General features: G+C 70.5%; 15 protein-coding genes and 2 pseudogenes. 9 read left to right on the forward strand and 8 right to left on the reverse strand.

Annotation, left to right across the window (positions count from 1 at the left end):
* Positions 1-7: 7 nt before the first annotated feature.
* Complete coding sequence (locus ACIQK6_RS07860) at positions 8-1,318, reverse strand: DUF6777 domain-containing protein (protein WP_402694491.1); 1,311 nt, start codon at positions 1,316-1,318, stop codon at positions 8-10.
* Positions 1,319-1,482: 164 nt separating this feature from the next.
* Between ACIQK6_RS07860 and ACIQK6_RS07865 the strand changes: the two genes are divergently transcribed.
* Genes ACIQK6_RS07865 through ACIQK6_RS07875 form a run of 3 tightly spaced genes read left to right on the forward strand, consistent with a single transcriptional unit; the run spans position 1,483 to position 4,381 of the window.
* Positions 1,483-2,391: a YndJ family protein gene (locus ACIQK6_RS07865; protein WP_329096662.1), complete on the forward strand. Its 909-nt coding sequence runs from the start codon at positions 1,483-1,485 to the stop codon at positions 2,389-2,391.
* Positions 2,388-2,921 (forward strand): DUF1990 domain-containing protein, encoded by a 534-nt coding sequence (locus ACIQK6_RS07870; RefSeq protein ID WP_329096664.1) that lies wholly within the window; start codon positions 2,388-2,390, stop codon positions 2,919-2,921. The genes ACIQK6_RS07865 and ACIQK6_RS07870 overlap by 4 nt, the downstream gene beginning before the upstream one ends.
* Positions 2,922-2,941: 20 nt before the next feature.
* Positions 2,942-4,381 carry a lipase maturation factor family protein gene (locus ACIQK6_RS07875; protein WP_402694492.1) on the forward strand — a complete coding sequence of 480 codons (1,440 nt, stop codon included), beginning with the start codon at positions 2,942-2,944 and terminating at the stop codon, positions 4,379-4,381.
* Here ACIQK6_RS07875 and ACIQK6_RS07880 read toward each other — a convergent pair.
* Entirely contained in the window at positions 4,367-5,350 is a 984-nt protein-coding gene (locus ACIQK6_RS07880) for an NAD-dependent epimerase/dehydratase family protein (protein WP_402694493.1), read from the reverse strand. The genes ACIQK6_RS07875 and ACIQK6_RS07880 overlap by 15 nt on opposite strands.
* Before the next feature lie 228 nt (positions 5,351-5,578).
* Positions 5,579-5,752: a hypothetical protein gene (locus tag ACIQK6_RS07885; protein WP_329108300.1), complete on the reverse strand. Its 174-nt coding sequence runs from the start codon at positions 5,750-5,752 to the stop codon at positions 5,579-5,581.
* 329 nt (positions 5,753-6,081) lie between these two features.
* Between ACIQK6_RS07885 and ACIQK6_RS07890 the strand changes: the two genes are divergently transcribed.
* Positions 6,082-6,588, forward strand: a complete 507-nt coding sequence (locus ACIQK6_RS07890) for a hypothetical protein (protein ID WP_329096670.1) — start codon at positions 6,082-6,084, stop codon at positions 6,586-6,588.
* 27 nt (positions 6,589-6,615) lie between these two features.
* Here the strand turns inward: ACIQK6_RS07890 and ACIQK6_RS07895 are convergent, their stop codons facing one another.
* Entirely contained in the window at positions 6,616-8,115 is a 1,500-nt protein-coding gene (locus tag ACIQK6_RS07895; RefSeq protein ID WP_402694494.1) for an SDR family NAD(P)-dependent oxidoreductase, read from the reverse strand.
* 325 nt (positions 8,116-8,440) lie between these two features.
* On the opposite strand from ACIQK6_RS07895, the pseudogene ACIQK6_RS07900 reads away from it, so the two are divergent.
* Positions 8,441-9,175, forward strand: a pseudogene (locus tag ACIQK6_RS07900) (DMT family transporter); the annotation flags it as partial.
* 102 nt (positions 9,176-9,277) lie between these two features.
* Here ACIQK6_RS07900 and ACIQK6_RS07905 read toward each other — a convergent pair.
* Positions 9,278-10,591 carry a transglycosylase family protein gene (locus ACIQK6_RS07905; protein WP_329096673.1) on the reverse strand — a complete coding sequence of 438 codons (1,314 nt, stop codon included), beginning with the start codon at positions 10,589-10,591 and terminating at the stop codon, positions 9,278-9,280.
* A gap of 196 nt (positions 10,592-10,787) precedes the next feature.
* Here ACIQK6_RS07905 and gndA point away from each other — a divergent pair, with 196 nt between their 5' ends.
* Complete coding sequence (gndA, locus tag ACIQK6_RS07910) at positions 10,788-12,233, forward strand: NADP-dependent phosphogluconate dehydrogenase (RefSeq protein WP_329096674.1); 1,446 nt, start codon at positions 10,788-10,790, stop codon at positions 12,231-12,233.
* 236 nt (positions 12,234-12,469) lie between these two features.
* On the opposite strand, the gene ACIQK6_RS07915 is transcribed toward gndA, so the two are convergent.
* From ACIQK6_RS07915 to panD, 3 genes are read right to left on the reverse strand one after another with little or no spacing between them, the layout of a single operon-like run.
* Complete coding sequence (locus ACIQK6_RS07915) at positions 12,470-13,111, reverse strand: aspartate/glutamate racemase family protein (RefSeq protein ID WP_402694495.1); 642 nt, start codon at positions 13,109-13,111, stop codon at positions 12,470-12,472.
* On the reverse strand, positions 13,108-13,449 hold the full coding sequence (locus ACIQK6_RS07920; protein ID WP_329096679.1) for a GNAT family N-acetyltransferase: 342 nt from the start codon (positions 13,447-13,449) through the stop codon (positions 13,108-13,110). Before ACIQK6_RS07920 ends, ACIQK6_RS07915 begins: the two co-directional genes overlap by 4 nt.
* Before the next feature lie 15 nt (positions 13,450-13,464).
* Positions 13,465-13,884, reverse strand: coding sequence for an aspartate 1-decarboxylase (gene panD, locus ACIQK6_RS07925; RefSeq protein WP_402694496.1), 420 nt, complete (start codon positions 13,882-13,884; stop codon positions 13,465-13,467).
* A gap of 301 nt (positions 13,885-14,185) precedes the next feature.
* On the opposite strand from panD, the pseudogene ACIQK6_RS07930 reads away from it, so the two are divergent.
* From ACIQK6_RS07930 to ACIQK6_RS07940, 3 genes and pseudogenes are all read left to right on the forward strand, one after another.
* Positions 14,186-14,335 (forward strand): annotated as a pseudogene (locus ACIQK6_RS07930) (IS5/IS1182 family transposase); the annotation flags it as partial.
* A 423-nt stretch (positions 14,336-14,758) separates the two neighbouring features.
* Positions 14,759-15,385, forward strand: a complete 627-nt coding sequence (locus tag ACIQK6_RS07935; protein WP_402694497.1) for a hypothetical protein — start codon at positions 14,759-14,761, stop codon at positions 15,383-15,385.
* An 883-nt stretch (positions 15,386-16,268) separates the two neighbouring features.
* Positions 16,269-21,227 carry a hypothetical protein gene (locus ACIQK6_RS07940; protein ID WP_402694498.1) on the forward strand — a complete coding sequence of 1,653 codons (4,959 nt, stop codon included), beginning with the start codon at positions 16,269-16,271 and terminating at the stop codon, positions 21,225-21,227.
* The last annotated feature ends 124 nt before the right edge of the window (positions 21,228-21,351 follow it).

A 21,351-nucleotide genomic window follows, 5' to 3' on the forward strand; every position in this document is an offset into this window, starting at 1 on the left:
GGGCCGGTCAGGCGCTCTCCAGCGGAGGGCCCCCGTCCGACGGCTGCGGCTGCAGGTCCGGGTCCGGGACCGCGTTGGGGTCGGACGGGTTGTAAGGGGCGTACAGGTCGGACGGGGTGTCCGGGTTGTAGGGATCGACGGGGGCGGCGGGGTCGGCGGGCAGCGGGCCCGATCCGTCGGGTTCCGGGGGAAGCAGCCCCAGCTCACCGGGGTCCAGCGGCGGCAGGCCGGCCAGGGGGTCCGAGGGATCGGCGGACGGCGGCCGCTGCTGCGGCTGCTCCGGTTGCTGCGGCCGGGTGGACGGGTTCGTCGGCGTGCCCGGCTTCCGCGGCAGGTTCCCGCCGGGCGGGTTCTTCGCGGCCTGCGGGTCCTGCGGGTCCTGTGGGCAGTCCGTCACCCCGGGCGCCGGCGCCTCGGGGGCGTTCGGCGAGGTCGGTGAGGCCTGGTTCGGCGGGCAGGGGCCGCCGGACGCGGATCCCGGCGGGGTGACGGGCCCGTCCGGGATGCCGGCGGACGGGTCGTACGCGGGCAGCACCTTCGGGGGCCGGTCCTGCGCGCCGTCATCGCCCCGCTTGCGCTCGATCCAGGTGTTGTCGGCGATGTTGACGATCACCAGGTTGTTGATCACGTGGGTGGTCGGTTCGATCACGACGACCTGGTTGGCCTGGTAGCCGCTCCACGGGTCGCCCTTGTGCACCGGGGATCCCTTCGCGGTGCGCGGGGAGGCCAGCGGGTTTCCGCAGCCGCAGCGCACCCGGGGCATGCCGTGCTCGTCCACGAGGACGGCGGTGCCGGCCTGGAGGACGGACTGGAAGCCGTCGGCGGCTCCGTCGCGGAAGGCGTGGTTGGTGACCCGCGTGTCGGCGCGCAGGACGACGGGCGTCAGGCCGCGCAGGAATTCGGGGATCTTCCCCTCTTCGATGTTCGACGCCTCGGCGAAGGCCTGGGCCTTGGCCTTGTCGTCGGTCAGGAAGCGGACCTGCTGTTCCACGTCGCAGCTGCCGAGCCGCTGGGTGCCGCCGTACAGGCCGGGGGTGGCCGCGTTGACGGTCCGGATGCCCTGGCCCGTCGGGTTGGGCAGCGGGGGCTGTACGGGGGCGGACTCGGCGGTGGCCGAGGAGGCCGTGAAGGGGTCGGGGCCGGCGGAGGCCACGGGCTGGAGGTAGACCTCCTGGCTCTCGGCTCCGGGGGCGCCCGCCGGCTGCTCGGGGCTGGCGCACGCCGCGGCGAGGAGGCCGAGGAGGGCGAAGAGGGCGGCTCCGGCGGGCGCATGACGCCGCGATGCCTGACGTGGTGTCGGAAGTGACGATCCGTTCACTTGAATCTCCCTGTTCGCCCCGGTTGCTCACCTCTTGTCTGCCGCATCAGTGCGGGAGCCGCAACCGGAGCGCACCTTGAACATGTTCAAGTAACACCGTAGGCTCACCACCGTGAGTTGAACGCGTTCAAGGCGTTGGGCCGCGGCGTTGGGGGGAGTCCAGGGTGACGGTACTGGTGAACGTGATCGTCACCCTGGGCATGCTCTACGTCGTCCCGGCCGGCCTGCGGCTCATCGACCCGGACCGGCTCCTGCGCACGGCCCGCTGGTGGCCGCTCGCCGCCGCACCCGGGGCCCTGTGCCTGTGGCTGCCCCGCGGACTGCCCGCCACCGCGCTCGCCGCGCTGTACGCGGCGGCCTGCCTGGCGCTCGCCGCCCGGGCCCCGGTCCGGCTGCTGCGGGCCCGCTCCCTGACCCCGCCCGCCGTCGCCGTCGCCACCGCGCTGGTCTCGCCGTCGATCGCCGCCACCGCGCTGGTCGCCGAGCGCGCCGGATACCGGCTCTTCGGCTTCGACCTCGACATCCTGGCGCTGACGGTGCCCCACTTCCACTTCGCCGGGTTCGCCGCCGCCCTGGTCGCCGGGCTGGTGTGCCGCGCCCTGGGCGGCCGCGCCGGGACCGACGGCCTCGCGCGCTGGGCCGCGTACAGCGTCCCGGCGGGCACCCTGCTCGTCCTCCTCGGCTACTTCGTCGACGACTGGGCCGAGCTGCTGGGCGCAGTGGTCCTGACCGGCGGAATGTGGGCCGTGGCCCTGCTCACCTGGCGGGAGGTCCGACCCGCCGGCGCGGACCGGACCACACGGACCCTGCTCGCCACCTCGGCGGCCGTGCTCGTGGCCACCATGCTGCTCGCCCTGTGGTGGGCGGTCGGCGAGGCCACCGGGATCACCCACCCCACCCTGACCTGGATGGCCGCCACCCACGGCCTCGGCAACGCCCTCGGATTCGCCCTGTGCTCGGTGCTCGCCTGGCGCCGCCTCGCCGGCGACGCACGCACCGCCGACCGCCCGGACCACCACCCCCTCACCACCACCAGCACCGCCACCACCGACCGAGTGGAGACCTCGCCATGACCCGCCTCATCAGCGCCGGCCGGGACACCGTCAACTACCCCGACCGGGGCGCGACGGCCCACCGGCCGCTGCCCGCCGGATACAACCACCTGCACCACCGCGCCCGCCTCGGACACGGCCGGGCCGTCTTCGAGGCCGCCGGGACCGCGGTCACCACCTTCGAAGCCCACCGGACCTCGGGCATGCGCGTGCGGGCCGATGCCGGCGCGGTCCGACCCGGCAGCTGGGTGATCGTCGGGATCGGACTCGGGCCGCTGCGGATCGATGCTCCGTGCGAGGTGATCTGGACCGCGTACGAACCCGCCCGCATCGGTTTCGCCTACGGAACCCTGGCCGGGCACCCCGAGCGCGGGGAAGAGTCGTTCATCGTGGACATGGACCCCGACGGCACGGTGTGGTTCACGGTCACCGCCTTCAGCCAGCCGAACGCCTGGTACACCCGCCTCGCCGGCCCGGTGATCCCCTTCCTCCAGCTGAGCTACGCCCGCTGGCTCGGACACAACCTGCGCAAGCTGGCCGCCACCGGCTGACCGGTCCGATACTGGAGGCGATGGACTGGTTCACGGCGCCCGGATACTGGCTCGCCCGGCTGGTCTTCCAGCGGGCCCTGGCCGGGGTCTACCTCGTCGCCTTCCTCGGGGCCGCCCTGCAGTTCCGGGCCCTGATCGGGACGCACGGCATGACGCCCGTACCGCGCTACGTACGGTACGTGCCCTTCCGGCGCGCCCCGAGCCTGTTCCAACTGCGCTACTCGGACCGGCTCTTCGCCGGCTGCGCCTGGACCGGTGCCGCACTGGCGGCGGCCCTGGCCGCCGGGGCCGGGGACGAGGTGCCGCTGGGCGCGGCCATGGCGATGTGGGCCGTGCTGTGGCTGCTCTACCTCTCGATCGTGAACGTGGGCCAGACCTGGTACTCCTTCGGCTGGGAGTCGCTGCTCCTGGAGGTGGGCTTCCTCGCCGTGTTCCTCGGCAACGCGCGGGCCGGTCCGCCCGTACTGGTCCTGTGGCTGCTGCGCTGGGTGCTCTTCCGCGTGGAATTCGGGGCCGGGCTGATCAAGATGCGCGGGGACCCCTGCTGGCGCGAGCTGACCTGCCTGTACTTCCACCACGAGACGCAGCCGATGGCCGGGCCGCTGAGCTGGTTCTTCCACCACCTGCCGAAGCCGCTGCACCGGGTGGAGTGCGCGGCCAACCACGTGACCCAACTGATCGTCCCGGTGCTCCTGTTCACCCCGCAGCCGGTGGCCTCGTACGCCGCCGGGATCGTCATCGCGACGCAGCTGTGGCTGGTGCTCTCGGGCAACTTCGCCTGGCTGAACTGGCTGACGATCACGCTGGCCGTCTCGGCCGTGGACTTCACCGGGCTCGCGGGCGCTCCCCCGGCGGCCGCCGCGCGCACGGGTCCCGTGTGGTTCGTGGTCCTGGTGTGCGCGGTGACCGTACTCGTCCTGTTCCTGAGCCGGCACCCGGTGCTCAACATGGTCTCGCGCCGCCAGGTGATGAACCGCTCCTTCGACGCCCTGCACCTGGTCAACACCTACGGGGCCTTCGGCTCGGTCGGCCGGGTCCGGATGGAAGTGGCGGTGGAGGGCTCCGCGGACCGGGTGCCGCGCGCGAACGGGGACTGGCGCGAGTACGGGTTCAAGGGCAAGCCGGGTGAACCGGGCCGCCTTCCGCGCCAGTTCGCCCCGTACCACCTGCGGCTGGACTGGCTGATGTGGTTCGCCGCCATCTCCCCCGACTACGCGCGGGACTGGTTCGGGCCCTTCGTGGAGCGGCTGCTGGCGGGCGACCGGGACACGCTGCGGCTGCTGCGCGACAATCCGTTCCCGGACGTCCCGCCCGTCCACGTCCGCGCCCTGCTGTACCGCTACCGGTTCACCACCTGGCGGGAGCTGCGCGAGACGGGGGCCTGGTGGCACCGCACGCTCGTGCGCGAGTACCTCCCGCCGACCCGTCTCGCGGACGCACGCCGCTCAGAGCCCGAGTAGCGCGGCCTCCCGCTCCGCGGAGATGCCCTTGGTCGGCCGGTCGGGGCGCTGCGGGGCGGCGCCGCCGAGCGCGCGCAGCCAGGCCCAGGTGTCGGCCACGGTCTCTTCGACCGGCCGGCACGTCAGGCCGGCCGCCAGCGCCTTGGAAACGTCCCCGCGGTGCATGTGGTCGTAGTCCTCGCCCTCGGGGAGCCAGACCGGGAGCTCGATCCAGGGCTGCACGCCCGCCTCCACGATCCGGTCCGGGTCGGTCCAGCGCAGGTCGGCGCCGCCCCCGGTGGTGGCGGCGCAGGCGTCGAGGAGTCCGCCCATCGTGGCGTGCCCGGACGGGGAGACCAGGTTGTACGCGCCCGAGCGACCCGCCGCCGCGGCGTCCAGGGTCCAGCGCGCGAGGTCGCGCACGTCGATGTACTGGATCGGGAGGTCCCGCGGTCCGGGGGCGAGCACCGGGCCGCCGCGGGCGGTGCGCTCCAGCCACCACGGCAGTCGGCCGACGTTCTCGTACGGGCCGAGGATCAGTCCGGCGCGTACGAGCAGGGCGCGGTCCGCGAAGGCGTCCAGGGCGGCGAGTTCGCCGCCCCGCTTGTCCTCGGCGTAGTCGGTCGGTCCGGCGTCCGGCGAACCCCCGACCAGGAGGCCGTCCTCGGCGAGGCCGGCCGGGGCGGGGTAGGCGTACACCGAGCGGCTGGAGACGTACGCGTACCGGCCGACCCGGTCGCGCAGCAGGCGGGCGCTGTCGCGCACCGCTGTGGGGGCGCCGCTCCAGGTGTCGACGACCAGGTCCCACTCGCCGGTATCGAGGGCGGCCAGCCCATCGGGGGCGGTGCGGTCCCCGTGGAGGGCGGAGGTGCCCGGCGGGGGCGTGTGGTGTCCGCGGTGGAAGACGGTCACCTCCCAGCCCCGGGACAGGGCGTCCTCGGTGATCGCGCGTCCGACGAATTCGGTACCACCCAGCATCAGCAGTTTCATGAGCACCAGCCTGCCGGGGCGGGTGGGGGCCGCGGAAGCGGTGATCGCCGACGGCGATCACGCTCAGGGCGTAGCCGGGAGGGGAACCTGGACCGGACCGGACCGGGCGGGGAGCCGGGGGCGGGGGTGGGGGTGGGCGGTGAACCGTGGCGGGCCGGAAACGGTGCGGGCAGGGCAGCGCCCCCGGTGCGCACGGGCACGCGGGGGCGCTTGGCACCGCTCTGCGGGCTAGTCGATACCGGGCAGGATGTGCGCTTCCGCCAGGTCGTCCTCGTACCCGGCCAGCCGGATCGGGGCGGATCGGGCCCAGACCTCAAGGCTTCCGAGTTCGTCGGTCCGGGGCTTCGCCCGCGTTCCCGTCCGCTCCGTCACGGCCGGTTCGGGCTTTGTCTTCTCAGTCACCGCGCACTCCTTCGTGTCGCGCAACCCGGTCAGCGGACCGCGCACCGGGCAAGGGATGAAAGGTTTCCGGACGCGGTGGCGCCTTAGTGGAGCGCGGCCCGGATGGGGGCCGTCTTGATGCCCCAGAGTACACATATGAGCGGACCTCCGCTCGATAGGAAGGCAAAATCCGCTGCGCCCTCTTACTTTCGCTCCTAGTTCAGCAAGTCGTGGGTCTGCGGGTACGTAACGGCTGATCTGCTCGAGCCCGGACGTGCGGGGTGCGACGGAGGGGGTCTGCGGTGGCGAGGTCCAAAGTGTCCGAGGCTCAAGTCCCTTACGTCACAAGCGTGCTGGAGCTGATGGCACTGTTGCGCGCCGACCCCGACGACCAGGGCCTGCGGACCGCGGCCCTGCTGCGCCGCTCGCGCCCCTTCGACAAAGAACTGCAGATCGCGGGCCTGGTGCACCGCCTCGGGCATTTGCTCCGTCTGAGTGACGGGACGGTTACCGTCGGGGTGGCGGCGGAGTCGATCCGCCCCCTGCTGGGCGAGCGGGTGGCCCGGCTGGTACGGCTGCAGTCGCCGGACCGGGCCGCCGTCACGGACGACGGACACCGCGACGGCGACGGTGACGGTGACGACACCGAGGCGGTCGCCACCCTGCGCCAGGCCCGGGACTCCGCCGGCGCGGCCGGCCTGGACGCGGGGGTGCTGGAAGACTGGCAGCCGCTGCTGGAACTGGTCGCGGCCGGGTCCTGCCGGACCGCGGCCTCCGGGAACGCACTCGACCCCCTCGGTCCGCCGAAGGGGCCGAGGGGGTCGAGCGGGAGGAGCGGGCCGAACGGGGCCCGGTAGGACGGGGTCCAGAGCCGGGCTCCGGGGTTACCAGTTCGCCGGGGCGTAGTCCTTGAGGAAGACGCCGAACAAGTCCTCGCCGGCCTCGCCGCGGACGATCGGGTCGTAGACCCGGGCCGCGCCGTCGACCAGGTCGAGCGGAGCGTGGAAGCCCTCCTCGGCGAGCCGCAGCTTGTCGAAGTGCGGGCGCTCGTCGGTGATCCATCCGGTGTCGACCGAGGTCATCAGGATGCGGTCGGTCTGGAACATCTCCTGGCCGCTGGTCCGCGTCACCATGTTCATCGCGGCCTTGGCGGCATTGGTGTTCGGGTGCCCCGCACCCTTGTAGCCGCGACTGAAGACACCCTCCATCGCCGAGACGTTGACGATGTACGCCCGCCCCTTGGCCGCCTTCCGGGCAGCCTCCGCCATGGCCGGGCGCAGTGCGCTGATCAGGATGAACGGCGACGTGTAGTTGCACAGCTGGGTCTCGAGCAGTTCCACCGGGGAGATCTGGTCGATGGTCTGCACCCAGGTGTTGCTCTCGACGACGTCGGGCAGCAGACCGCCCGCGTCGATGGCGGTGCCGGCGAGGTGCCGCTCCAGGCTGGCGTTGCCCGCGACCAGGGCGAGGTCGGCGACCTTCTGCGCCTCCAGCCCGCTCACTCCGACGGGCAACGCCGCCAGGCCGTCGACCGCACCGGAGTTGAAGGCGCCGATGACGTGGTGCGCGGGGAGCTCGCCGGCGGGCAGCGGGGCGGCCTCCCCCTCGACCAGCGCCGCGTAGGCTCTGGGCAGGCGGCGCACGGTCTGCGTCGCGTTGTTGATCAGGATGTCCAGCGGACCGGCCGCGGTCACCTGGTCGGCGAGGGCCACGGACTGGGCGGGGTCGCGCAGGTCGATGCCGACGACCTCCAGGCGGTGCATCCAGTCCGCGGAGTCCTCCATCGCCTTGAAGCGGCGGATGGCGTCCTTGGGGAAGCGCGTGGTGATCGTGGTGTGGGCGCCGTCGCGCAGCAGCCGCAGCGCGATGTACATGCCGATCTTGGCCCGGCCGCCGGTGAGCAGCGCGCGCTTGCCGGTCAGGTCGGCGCGGGCCTCCCGCCTGGCCCGGTTCTCGGCGGCGCACTCCGGGCAGAGCTGGTGGTAGAAGTAGTCGACCTCGACGTACCGCGTCTTGCAGACGTAGCAGGAGCGCGGGCGCTGGAGTATCCCGGCGATCCGGCCGGCCTCCGTGACCGAGGAGGGCAAGATGCCCTCGGTCTCGTCGTCGATGCGCTCGGCGGAGCCCGTGGCGGTGGCCTCGGTGACGGCCTTGTCGTTGGCGGTCTTGGCGGCCCGGCGCTCCTGGCGGCGGCGCTGCTTGACCGTCCGGTAGAGGCCGGCGGTGGCGCGGCGTACGGTGATGGCGTCGGGATGGTCGACGTCGATCTTGTCGAGCTCGTCGAGCACGCTGAGGCAGAGGGCCAGCCGATCGGGGTCGATACCGGGCCCGTAGGCGGACCCGGAGTCGTGGCCGTAGTCCTGGCTGTCTTCGGTCACCGTCATTGCCGCTGCCGTTCCTTGATCACTCGTCCGCATCCGCCTGCTGCGGAAGTCCTCAAAAGGGCAACTGTACGGATCCCACACGCCCGGAGCCAAACCCGCTTCCGCCTCCCTCACCCACCGCGAGCGCGTCATCACCTTATGCGGCGAACTGGTGGGTGACGGGGCGCGGCGGAGGCCGGCTGGGGGTCGGCGGGGGTGGCGGCGGGGGGTGGCTTTCCGCTGCCCGCGGGGCCACGCTGCGTACTCCCGTACTACGTCGGGAGTATGACTGATCACCATCTGTGGGCGGAGGAATAGCGCAGGTGGGTCGGGCATTGTGGACCTTATGAGTGCACTGGCGCTGTCGGTCCTGCTCTGCCTGGTGTCCGCCCTGGCGTACGCGGGTGGTGCGATCGTCCAAGAACGGGTCGCGGCGAGCACGCCGGACAGCCGGTACGCCCCGCTGCGCCGGGGCGTCTGGTGGGTGGCCGTGGGACTCAACGGCCTCGGTGCGCTGTTGCACGTGGTGGCCCTCGCGTACGGGCCGCTGAGCCTGGTCCAGCCGCTGGGCGCCCTGACCATCGTCTTCGCCCTGCCGATGGCCGCCCTCTTCGTACGGCGCCGGGCTGGCGCGGCCGCCTGGCGCGGTGCGGTGCTGGCCTCGGTCGGCCTCGCCGGACTGCTGGCGCTGACCGGCGGGAGCGGACGGGCCGAGCAGGCGCTGGCGGGGGACGCGCGGCGCGTGCTGCTCGTGGTGACCGCCGGCGCGGTGCTGGTGCTGTTCCTGGCGGCGCACCGGATGCACCGGGCCGTGCTGCACAGCGTGCTCCTGGCCTCGGCCGCCGGTACCGCCTTCGGCATGGCGTCGGTGTTCACCAAGTCGGTGGCCGAGGACTTCGGGCCGGGCGCGCTGCCCGGTCTGTGGCCCGACCTCGTGGCGATCGCGGTCCTGGCGGCCGGCGGCCTGCTCTTGTCGCAGGCGGCCTACCGGGGAGCCGGGCTGACCGCACCGCTGGCCACGGTGACGGTGGTCAATCCGGTGGTGGCGGCGACGGTCGGCATCACGCTGTTCGACGAGGGCTTCCGGTACGGGGCCGCGGGCGCGACGGCGGCGGTGGCCAGCGCCGTGCTCGCGGCGGCCGGCCTGATCCTGCTCACCGTCGTGCCCGCGCACGTGCGCGGGTCAGATGCGGACCCCGTGGCTACGGAGGTACTTGAGCGGGTCGATGTCGGAGCCGTAGCCGGGTCCCGTGCGCATCTCGAAGTGCAGGTGCGGGCCCGTGGTGTTGCCCGTCGAGCCGGAGCGGCCGATGCGCTGGCCTCCGGAGACCTGCTGGCCGGCCTTGACGCCGAGGGCGGAGAGGTGGGCGTACTGGGAGTACCGGCCGTCGGTGTGCCGGATGACGACCTGGTAGCCGTAGGCCCCGGCCCAACCGGCGGAGACGATCTGGCCGGGGCCCACCGACTTGACGCTGGTGCCGGTCGCCACCGGAAAGTCGACGCCCGTGTGGTAGCCGCTGGACCAGGAGGAACCCGAGACGCGGTAGGCGGTGCCGAGGGCCGCGTCGACGGGCGCGGAGAACCCGCCCGCATCCGGCTCCTGCTGCGCTGAAGCGGGCTCCGGCGCAGGCTTTTCGACCGGCTTCTCGACCGGCTTCTCGGCAGGCTTCGGCGCGGGCTTCGGCGCGGGCTTCTCGGCCGGCTTCTCGGCGGCCGGCTCCACGGGGGTCACCGGGTCGGCGGTCCGCGGCGGCTTCTCGGGGTCCTGCCTGGGCGGCGGCGGCAGGGCGGGCCCCGTGGTGACCCGCAGGGTGAGCCGCTGCCCCGGGAAGATCAGGTTCGGGTTGCCGCCGATGGTGGTCCGGTTGGTCTCGTACAGTGCCTGCCAACCACCCTCGACGTGCTGGTCGGTGGCGATCGCGGAGAGCGAGTCGCCGGGCGCGACGACGTACGGGTTCGGCAGGACGGAGGTCCCCGTCGGGCGCGGTCCGCCACCCTGCTCCGGGGTCGTGCGCACCACGGGGGCCTGTCCCTGGCCCTGCGCCTGCGTACGTGTCTGGATCTGGGTCTGCGTCTGGGTCTGCTTCTGCGTCTGTGGGGTGACGGCGGGCGCCGGGCCGCTGCGCGTGAGTCCGGCCCGCTTCCCGCAGTCGGGCCAGGCCCCGGGCCCCTGGCCCCCCAGGACCTTCTCCGCGACCGCAATCTGCTGGTCCTTGGTGGCCAGGTCGGCGCGCGGGGCGTAGGCGGTGCCACCGAAGGCCCGCCAGGTGCTCTGGCTGAACTGCAACCCGCCGTAGTAGCCGTTGCCGGTGTTGATGCGCCAGTCGTTCGTCGACTCGCAGGAAGCGACCTTGTTCCAGGTGTCCACGGAGGCCGCGTGGGCGACTCCGGCCCCGATGAGCGGGAGCGCGATCCCGGCCCCGCCGGCGGTGACGGCCAGTGAGGCCCGGTTGATGCTGCTCGGCTGATACCGGCGGTGCCGGCCCCGTACACCCATGGGAGCCCCCATCGAAGACATCAGGAACCGCACAACTTAACGTCACGATCAGAGCGTGACAAGAGGCGCAACGGGGCGCACGTCAAGGGAACTTGACTGTACGTCCATGAGTAAAAGATCCACCGGGGTCCGTGTGCGGGTAGTTTCGGTGCTCCCCGCCCACCGAAGGCACACCGAAGCAAGCAGGAGCGCACCGATGAGCACCAGCACAGCCCAGATCGGCGTCACCGGACTCGCTGTCATGGGCAGCAACCTCGCCCGCAACTTCGCCCGCAACGGATTCACCGTGGCCGTCCACAACCGCACCGCGGCCAAGGCCACTGCGCTGGTGGAGGAGTTCGGGCACGAGGGCGCCTTCGTGGCGGCCGGGTCGGCGAAGGAGTTCGTCGACGCGCTGGAGCGCCCCCGGCGCATCGTCATCATGGTGAAGGCCGGGGAGCCGACCGATGCCGTGATCCGCGAGTTCGTCCCGCTGCTGGAGGAGGGCGACGTCATCATCGACGGCGGCAACGCGCACTTCGAGGACACCCGGCGCCGCGAGCGGGAGCTGCGCGAGCACGGGCTGCACTTCGTGGGTGTGGGCATCTCCGGCGGCGAGGAGGGCGCGCTGCTCGGCCCGAGCATCATGCCGGGCGGCTCGACGACGTCGTACGCCTCCCTCGGACCGCTGCTGGAGAAGATCTCGGCGAAGGCCGCCGACGGCACGCCGTGCACCTCGCACGTGGGTCCCGACGGCGCCGGACACTTCGTCAAGATGGTGCACAACGGCATCGAGTACGCCGACATGCAGCTCATAGCCGAGGCCTACCACCTGCTGCGCGAGGTCGCGGGCTACTCCCCCGCGAAGATCGCGGAGACCTTCCGGGCGTGGAACCGGGGGCGCCTGGACTCGTACCTGATCGAGATCACGGCGGAGGTGCTCGCGCACACGGACCCCGCGAGCGGGCTCCCGTACGTCGACGTGGTGGCCGACGCAGCCGAGCAGAAGGGGACCGGCCGCTGGACCGTGCAGATCGCCCTCGACCTCGGGGTACCGGTGTCGGGAATCGCCGAGGCGGTCTTCGCCCGCGCGGTCTCGGGCCACGCGGACCTGCGCGGGGCCGCGCGGGGGCTTGCGGGCCCGACGGCTGCCGTGCTCGCCCCGGAGGCGGCGGAGGCCTTCGCCGCCGATGTGGAGCAGGCGCTGTACGCGTCGAAGATCGTCTCGTACACCCAGGGCTTCCACCAGATCCGGGCCGGCAGCGAGGAGTACGGCTGGAACGTGGACCTGGGCGCCGTGGCCTCGCTGTGGCGCGGCGGCTGCATCATCCGGGCCGCGTTCCTGGACCGGATCCGGGCTGCGTACGACGCGCGGCCGCAGCTGCCGAGCCTGCTGGCGGACGCGCACTTCGCCGAGGAGATCGCGGCGGCCCAGGACGGCTGGCGGTCCGTCCTGGTGGCGGCGGTGCGCCAGGGCATCCCGGTTCCCGCCTTCGCGGCCTCACTGGCCTACTACGACGCGCTGCGCGCGGAGCGGCTGCCCGCGGCCCTCACCCAGGGGCAGCGGGACTTCTTCGGAGCGCACACCTACCGGCGGACCGACCGCGAGGGCTCGTTCCACACCCACTGGAGCGGCGACCGCTCCGAAACCCGCACGTCGTAGACCTGCCGGAGCACCCCCTAGCTCAGGGGCCCGGGCTGAGGGATCGGCGCGGGCCCCGGCGGCGCGGGGACCGGGTCCGGCTCGGGTACCGGGGCCGGCACGGGCGGCACGGGCCGGGGAATGGGCTCGGGGTCGGGGAAGGGGCCCGGCCCCGGGACGGGCGGCTGCGTTTCTTCTACATCTCGCTTTCGCACCATACGGCCCACCTTCCCGCGATTGCGGCCTCTATGCCTGGCCTACCCGGCCGAGCGCATCGCCGGGCCCGCGGCCAGGCCCGCAGCCAGGCCCGGAGCCGGGCTGGAGAGCACCGGGACCGGGCCCGTGGCCAGGTCCGCGGCCCCGGCCATGGACGCCTGGGCCAACACGATGACGTCCGCGCCGGTGACGGAGTCGGCGGCCGCGGCGACGCGGGCGAGGTAGCCGGCGGTGTCCCCGGCCTCGAAGCGGTCCCAGGCACCGGCGACCAGGTGCGCGTCGATCGACACGGGCCGTTCACCGGCCTCCTCGGCCAGCAGTGCGCAGGTCGGGGCGAGGGTGGACGCCAGGGCGGCCAGCACGGCGATCCGCGCCCCCGCCCGCACCGCGGCGGCCGCCATCGGCCGGTCCACCCGGAGCACCGGCACGCCGAACGCCGGAGCCAGCCGCTCGGCGGTCGCCCCGATGGTCGAGCAGGTGACCAGCACGGGCGGCCCCGCTTGCGGGAGCAGCAGCTCCCGCAGGGCCGGAGCCACCGACTCCGCCCCTTCGGCACGGGCCCGGTCCAGCAGCTCCGGTACCACCAGGTGCCGTAGTACGGCACCTGGATGGTTCCGGTCGCGCAGGGCGTCGAAGACCGGGACGTGCACGGGCGAGGTGTGCAGCAGGAGCAGATCGGTCACCCGAGGTCGGGGGCCGCGGCGAGCTGCGCCTTGGCCGCCAGTACGACCTCGGCGGCCGGCTCGGGCGCCTCGTCGGGATGTTTGGCGGCCCAGCTCGCCGCGTACGGGCAGAGCGGTACCACGGGCACCCCGTCGGCGGCGGCGATCCCGTAGAAGGTCTTCACCAGCCCGCCCGCGATGCCGCGGCCCTCGTGCCCCTGCTCGACGACGGTGTGCACCGCGACCAGGGCGTGGGGCGCATCGGCGAGCACGAAGTACGCGATGTGGCCGACCACCGCCCCGTCCTCGACGGCGAGCAGCCGTCCGGCCTCACGGTCGTCCTGGAACTCGATCGCCATGATCCCCGACCCCGCTCAGACGGCCACGGCGTGCGGGCTGCGTCGCTGGTCCGTACCCGGCACCGGAGCGGAAGGATCCGTGCCGAGCTCGACGATCCGGTTGTCACCGTCCACGTGCACGACACGGGGCTCGAACACCCGCGCCTCGGCATCCTCGACCTGCGCGTAGCTGATGAGGATGACCAGGTCCCCGGGGTGCACCAGGTGCGCCGCGGCGCCGTTGATCCCGATCACCCCGGACCCGCGCTCCCCCTCGATGACGTAGGTCTCCAGCCGCGCCCCGTTGGTGATGTCAACGATGTGGACGAGCTCCCCGGGCAGCAGATCGGCCGCGTCCAGCAGATCGGCGTCGACGGTCACGGAGCCTACGTAGTGCAGGTCGGCCTGGGTGACGGTAGCCCGGTGGATCTTGGACTTGAACATTGTCCGAAACATGAAGAAGCTCCCAAAATGTCTGCTCCCTGCCCGCTTCACGCAGGTCAAGGGCGGTCCTGGCAGCCTACAACCGTTCGCAAGTTCGGTCAGCTTTCCCCGGGTCTTTCAGGACTCGTGCTGACCGATTGCTGACTTTTCTAATACTTCATCAGGTTGACGTGGGTTGGTCCGACCACCGCACTGCGTGAGCCCCTGGGTCCGGCGCAGCCGGCCAGGACCTCCGGCCCGCCGTCAGCGTTCCAGGAACCACCAGCAGCTCCGCCCTAATCCGAATCCAGGTTCGATCAGAGTGAATTTCAGCCAGCCCCTCCTGCGCGGTAAGGAGGAGGACAACGCAGAACCCCGCAGGGTCCGGGCCCTCGTCCGCACCTTCGCCCAGATGAACGACTGGAAGATCCTCCGCAACTGCCGTCAGAAAGGCGACGGCCTTTCAGGCGCGGCAGCGTCCATTGGCGCGACAATACGGCGCGTGCGTCGAGCGGCATCAGCCTGCCTTATCCCGCCCCTGCACGCATGCAAGCGCAGCGACGAGTTGGTCCGGGTACCGGACCGCCGTCCAGCAGGGGCCAACCGGTGCGAGGTGCCCACGCAAGGTCCTTGTCGCCGTCGACGACCTGGCGGACAGACTCTCGGCCTCGTCCAGGCGCCCATGGAATCCGTCGTCGAGCCATCCGCCACCACCGCTCCTTGCCGTTCCCCGGTGCCCGCCGCGCGTCGCGGAATCACCCACCGCAACCCGTCGTGCTGACACTGGTCACCTCTTCCTGGAACAGTTTTGCGCCGCCGACAGCCCGAATGGTGAACACGCAGCCTTGCGGTTCAGAGCCAGCCGAGCTCCCGACTGTGATCGATCGATCGCGACCGGTACCACCTGGTGGGCAGCTCTCCGCACTCCTGGTTCAGCCGCAATGCCAACTGGGTGGTGCCGGCGCTCGTCCCGGCGCTGGCGCTCAGCTTGCCCTGGTTCGGAGGGCTGCTGCATACGACGTACCTCAGATGCGGGTTCGGCATTCCGTCGGAGGCGATCCAGGTTTCGGTGTACTGGTCGTACGCCGCCTCGCTGAAGCCGGTCGGTATCGCCGCCGGACTCGCCCTGGTGGTCGTGTCCTTCGCAGGGTGGATGCGTCACTACCACCAGTGGGTCAACGCCCGAGGGGTCGTACGGGTCGGGGTCCCGCTCATGAGTCTCTTCGTTGTGGGCATAACGCTGGTCGCAGGTCTACTCGGAGCGCAGGTTGCCGCATCTCGTGCGCAGACGGCCGCGGCATCCGGTCGTGACCCCGCTCCGTATTACGGGGTCGAGGGCACTCTCGTCTGCGTAAAGCCGCTGAACAAGGAGATCGCCGTCTTCAATGGACCGCTTGCTACCACGCGCCCGTTGCTGACCTTCGGACCGTCCGGCGACCGGATCTGGCTGTGGGATCCGCAGCGAGGCAAGTCCCTCTCCGCGCGTCTGGAGGACGTGGTGGTGACGGAGAAGACGTCACGGGCGTGCGACTGAGGTAACTCTGCGCGCCGGGGCCGGTGGAGTGCGCCGTGTGCGCCCGCCACCGGTCCCGACGTGGGTGAGCCCAGGTCTCGGAGAACCATCCCCCTGACGTTCTCCAGCATCGCCTGAAGCACGTACGGCGGATCCACATCGGCCGTCCGGGCCGCCTCCCGATACGTGGCCGCAATCTTGTCCGAAACGCCCTCGCCCGCGTCGATGAGCTGATGATTCCGCTCTCCCCAGGAGGGCCAGGTCTCCCCGAGATTCGTCTCCAGGTTGTCCTCGCACACTGTGTACATGCTGGCCGAACCCGTCGCCGGCCACGGCGCCCGGGACTCCCCCAGGTAGCCGAGCAGGTCGGCGTTGCTCCCCGAGATCTTGCGCGCCTGCTGACCGACGACAATCTGTGGGACGCCGCGCCAGGCCAGCTGACTCTCCCCTACAGCAGGGCGGGACCGTTCATGGCAACGCGCGGATCACCCGGCCTTGTCGGCATCTCCGGCCTGGGCCACGGGAAACCCCCGAGCTCGCCTTCGATGACGCGCCCCTCCCCGATGGGCTCGGGCCGGATGCCGAGCAGCAGGAACGCGCGCAGCGGAGGGGGCATGACCGCCGACGAACTCCAGGCGCGCTACCGCATACGATGGATCCCGGACTGACCGACGGCTACCCTCTCCCCGCCCGCAGATGCGCTCCGGCAGTTCGGCTGACCTGGGCGGCGACCGCCGCCAGCGCGATGCGATGCTCCCCCAACGTGGTCACCTGGCACGGTAGCTGGGCGTCGAAGCCCAGTGGCCGTAGCCACGTGCGGGGGCAGTGGCCACCCGCGGCGTGAGGCAAGATGCTCTCACGTGGCGATTTCCACTGCCGCGTTCGTGCAGTCAAGGGGGCAGCAGTGTCCGGTGGCGGGGCCACGCATGCGTTCGACTGGTTCAGCATCCGTTCGTGGGCCGGCAGTCAGGACCGTGCCTTCGAGGAGCTGTGCTTTCAGCTGCGGGGCGCTGCCCCGCCTGGATGGGTCACGGTCAAGACCGCTGCTCCCGACGGGGGTGTGGAGTGGTATGACAAGGCCACTGATGGGCGGTGCCACGGCCACCAGGTCAAATTCGTCCATGACGTCCAGCGGCTATTGCCCCTCGCTGGCGAGAGCGTCGCAGCAGTGGGCCGTAACCGAGGAGTGCGGAACGTCGTCCGACTGACGTTCTGGGTCCCCTTCGACCTGCCTGACCCGGCACACAAGGTCAAGGGCAAGCCGGTACGGGGGGCCAGACAGCGCTGGAACGACGAGGTCGCCAAGTGGAAGCGCGAGTTGCCTGGCGTTGGGGACATCGACATCGACCTATTGGATGGTGGCCACCTGCTGGAGCGCTTGTTGGAACCGGGCAACGAAGGGCGTCAGTGGTTCTTCTTCGAGCAGCGTGCGCTGGGCTTGGAGTGGCTGCGTGAGCGACAGCGAGTTGCAGAGAACATCGCCCACGACCGCTACACGCCCCAGCATCATGTGGCGTTGCCGATCGCGTCAGTCATTGACGGCTGCGCCTTGTCGTCGACGTTCCGTGCGCGCCTGGAAGCGTGTGCGCAGGATCTCGTGGACGCCATGCCTGGAGTGCCCTCGCTGGCACGAGTCCTACCTGCCGGGCTGAATGAAGCGGGCAGAGCACCATTCAACGAGCTGTACGCGCAGATGTCCGACGGGGTTGCCAAGGCGACCGAAGGTGCCCTTGAGTTGCTCTCGGTAGTGCGCGAGGTTGGCCCGGGGTGGATGCCGGCCTCGGCAATGGCCGCTGCGGCTGCGCAGGTGGCCCGACTCCTGTCAAAGGCTCAGGAGGCGGGCCGCCAGATGCAGGATGTGTCCAACGAGGCAGCACATTCGGCGACCCCCGAGGAGAAGGAGGCAGGCTCTCGAGGTTGGTCGCGAGAGGACACTTCATCCATTGGCGGAGCGCGGCGGCGGGCGGAGAAGCTGCGGACGTTCTGTCTCAACGACGCGGCCCAAGCAGCTGAAGCTGGGCGCTGGGTACTGCTGGGCGAGGCGGGACAGGGCAAGACCCATCTTCTGGTGGATGCCACCCGTCGTGCGCTGGAGCAAGGCCGTCCCTCGCTGACGATCTTCGCTGAACAGTTGTCGGCTGTGGACCCTTTGACGCAGATTGCTCAGCAGTTGGGGCTCGGGGCGCTTCCACACGAGGTCCTACTGCAGGCGATGGATGCTGCGGGCGCGGCAAGCGACGCGCGCTTCACGCTGTTTATCGATGCGCTCAACGACTCTGACGCTCCCGGAGGCTGGCGCGTGACGCTGCCGGTGCTCGCAGCCGAGATGGAACGGTACGAGCACGTGGCTCTGGTGGTCTCATGCCGGTCGTCGTTGGCTCGGGCTGTTCTCCCGGACGATCTGAAGGGAAGGGGGTTTCCAGTCACCGAGCACCCGGGGTTCACCGGCCATGAGGTCGAGGCGCTGGAGGCGTACCTGCGCGAAGCTCCTTCAGCGTTGCCGCGTACGCCGTTGCTGACTCCTGCGTTCTCCAACCCTCTGTTCGTCAAGCTGTACAGCGACACCGTGCTGTCCATGCCTGAAGGAAGACGTCACACCGCCACGACGACACTGCATCGGAGTGCGGTGTTCGATGCGTTCGTAGACAGGCGCGCGCGACAGATCAGTGGGCGGTTGTCTCTGGACCCGGCCGAACGCCCGGTACATCAGGCGGTACAGGAGCTGGCCACATTCATGGCAGCAAAAGGGCGGGAAGTGGTCTCGCACGCTGAGGCACGGACGGTGGTGGATTCCTTTGCACCCGGGCGGACGTCGTGGCCGGACACCATGCTGGGACAGCTAGTAGCCCATGGGGTGCTGGCCACCGACCGCTATATGCACAGCAGCGGCACGTTGGAGGCCGGCATCGGCTTCGCCTACCAAGCGTTCAGCGACGACCGGATTGTCCGCGCCATGCTGGATCAGCACAGCGAGGATCTAGAGCTGGCGAAGGCATCGGGTGTCTTGCAGGCCGGATCGGCATTGAGGGCATGGCTGGCCGATGCCTCGGGCAACCTCATCGACGCCGCCACCGTCCTCCTGCCGGAGGTCACTGGCCATGAACTGATCGACCTGCTTGCTCTTGGGGAGGAGACAAACGAAGAGGGACGTCCTCCCAGCCATGCCTACACGCTCTATCGAAGCGTGGTCCACACACTCGGGCTGCGGAAGGGTGACCATGTCACCCAGCGGACGGTGGACCTGCTCAACGAAGCGGCCGCCAAATGGGAGATGGACCAAGAGGTCCTGGAGGCAGTACTAACGGTCGCCACCCAGCCCGGCCACCGCCTCAACGCCGACCAGCTGCATCGCAACCTGCTCAGCCACTCCCCCGCCGACCGCGACGCCTGGTGGGGCATCGACACCTACTCGATGCTGAACGAGACCTCAGCCCTGCACCGGTTGCTGCGCTGGGCGGAGCAGCTTCCCACTCCGGACCGCGTCCGCCCTCTACCGGCCCCCGCCACCACGTGGGTGCGGCGGCCGGGCGCCTTCATGACGGCCACAGGTTCAACGCAGGAGCCACCCGAGGAAGTCGCGCGGCTCGCCGCCCTCACCCTGGTGTGGACGTTCACCTCCCCCAACCGCTTTCTGCGCGACCGCGCCACCAAGGCAGTCGTCCAGCTCCTCCTGGGATATCCCGATGTGTTGGTCGGGCTGCTCGACCAGTTCCTCGACCAGGACGCCGCGTTGGTGGACGACCCCTACCTCTTCGAAAGGCTCGTCCTGGCCGCCTACGGCGTTCTGGCCCGAACCGATGCATCGCGCACTCAGCCCGAACTGCTGGCCCGCGTTGCACGCCGGATCCTCGACAGTGCCTACGGCAATGCAGCTGGGGCGGCTCACGCCTCGCGCAACGCCCTGCTGTGCGACGCCGCCACCCGAATCGTCAGAATCGCACATCAAACAGGGCGTGTCAGCGACGAGGAAGAAGCACGCACCCACCATCCCCATGCATGCCCAGAGGTTGGGGAAGCATCGAATGAGAACACCCTTGATACCCGCTACCCCATTCGCGGAGAGGCCGGGGAGCGCCTATGGGCGAGCCTCAGGTCCTCCTTCTCGGGACTGGCGGACTTCACCAACTACGAGGTGCGCCCCGCCGTCGACCATTTCAGCGATCTACCTCTCACCACTCCCCGTCCTCCGCAGCCCGACTCCGCACCGCTTGTACACGAGGCTGTTGCCCTGTTCCGGGACAGCTTGCCTGAAGCTGTCCGAGACGTCCTGGCATCGGACGAGAGCATCAGAACGCTCCTGAAGAACAGCTGGCGGCAGCGGCAAGTCCTCAACGAGGGGCAGCAGCAATTGCTCGCCGCGTGTACGCCAGCCCCGACCCGCGAACAGCTACTTGCCGCAGCCACTGTCGACAAGGAGTGGGCCAGCCGCTGGGTCCTCGACAACGCCGCCCGCCGCGGCTGGACGCCTGAGAGGTTCGGTGCCATCGACGACATCTACGGTCAGGGCCGCGGCGGGCGGGAAGGCCACAAGGCAGAACGCTTCGGAAAGAAGTACTCCTGGCTGGGTCTGCATGAACTGGTCGAACGCCTCGCCAACCATCGACACATGAAACACGGACCGACCCGCCAGTTCACCTACTATCCAGGCGCTGCGGCACTGTACCTGACCGACATCGATCCCACGCTCCCGCCGGCCCCTCATCCCCTGTCCGAACCGGTCGACGCCGTCCCGGCACCCGACGCAGACACCCGTCACGACACCTTCCGCCCGACTGTCCTCGACAATCAGTGGAACCCGCCTGCTCCCTCGCTGCCCGAACGTGACCGACTCGAAGAGTGGATTGAAGGCACCGAAGAGCTGCCAGACCTCGCACAACTGGGCAGCCGAACCCTGGGCGGAGCTGTCTGGGTCGTACTCAACGAGTACGTCTCCGATCACGCCGCCGGGAAAGACTGGACCGGCCAGGCAGAACAGTGGCACATCGTGCACAGTTGGCTCGTCGAGGACGCCCAGCACGAACAGGTCATGGAGTTCCTGAGTTCGCGCAGTCTCATGGGCCGCTGGATGCCGGAACCCCCCGCCTGGCACGCCGTCTACCTGGGCGAGCTTCCCATGCTCGAACACGACACGGATGACGGCAACACGCTCTCCCACCCCGACTACGCAATTGGCGACTCCGAACCACCCGCCACACCCAACGGCGGCCCCGTTACGAGCGAAGCCGACAGCGGCTCTCCCACAGTTGTCGATCCCAGCAATCTGGACGACGAGGAGATCTTCGACCTTCTGGAGCAGTTCAAGGGCCGCCGCACGAAGACAGCCCTCACTGACGAGGACCGGCTTGCCAATCTGCACAAGCTGGCCGCCCAGTGGTCCAAACCTCTACCGGTCCCCGCGTCCCCAGAAAGGTTCGCCCGCACCACCGACGGCTCCCCCCTCAGGGCCTATCCAGCCTTCCAGGAGTACTCATGGAGCAGCAGCGGTCACGACTGCTCCATGGAAGCCCCTGCCGGCTTGGCCCTCCCCTGCACGCGGCTCATGAACGGAGCCGGTCTATACCGCGACCCCGACAACGGCAACTGGCATACCTCGGAAGGCCAACTAGTCGTGAGGGCCCTGCGAGGCACCAGGCCCACCGGAACGATCAACACACTCCTGGTCCGGCGGGACTGGCTTACTGAGCGTCTCGAGCAGCTACAGATGCGGATTGTGCTGGGCATGTTTGGCGAACGTCAGCCCCGCAGCAGTGACCACCTGCGCACCTGGCGCGAGTACAGCCAGACCGCGCTCCTTACCCTAGATACAGGCGGGCTCGCAGCGTCCCGGCTCCTCTCCAAGGTTCGGCGGAACCCGGGGCTCTGACTCCCGCGTACGGCCGCTGCCCGGGGTGTGCCATACCGCAGCCCGGTTTCACCGTGAGTCCACTGCGGGAAATCACTCGGCTGCCCTGCACATCCGCCGTGCAGGGCAGCCACCCACCGTGGAC

This window comes from Streptomyces sp. NPDC091682, from assembly GCF_044756625.1.
GTDB lineage: Bacteria > Actinomycetota > Actinomycetes > Streptomycetales > Streptomycetaceae > Streptomyces.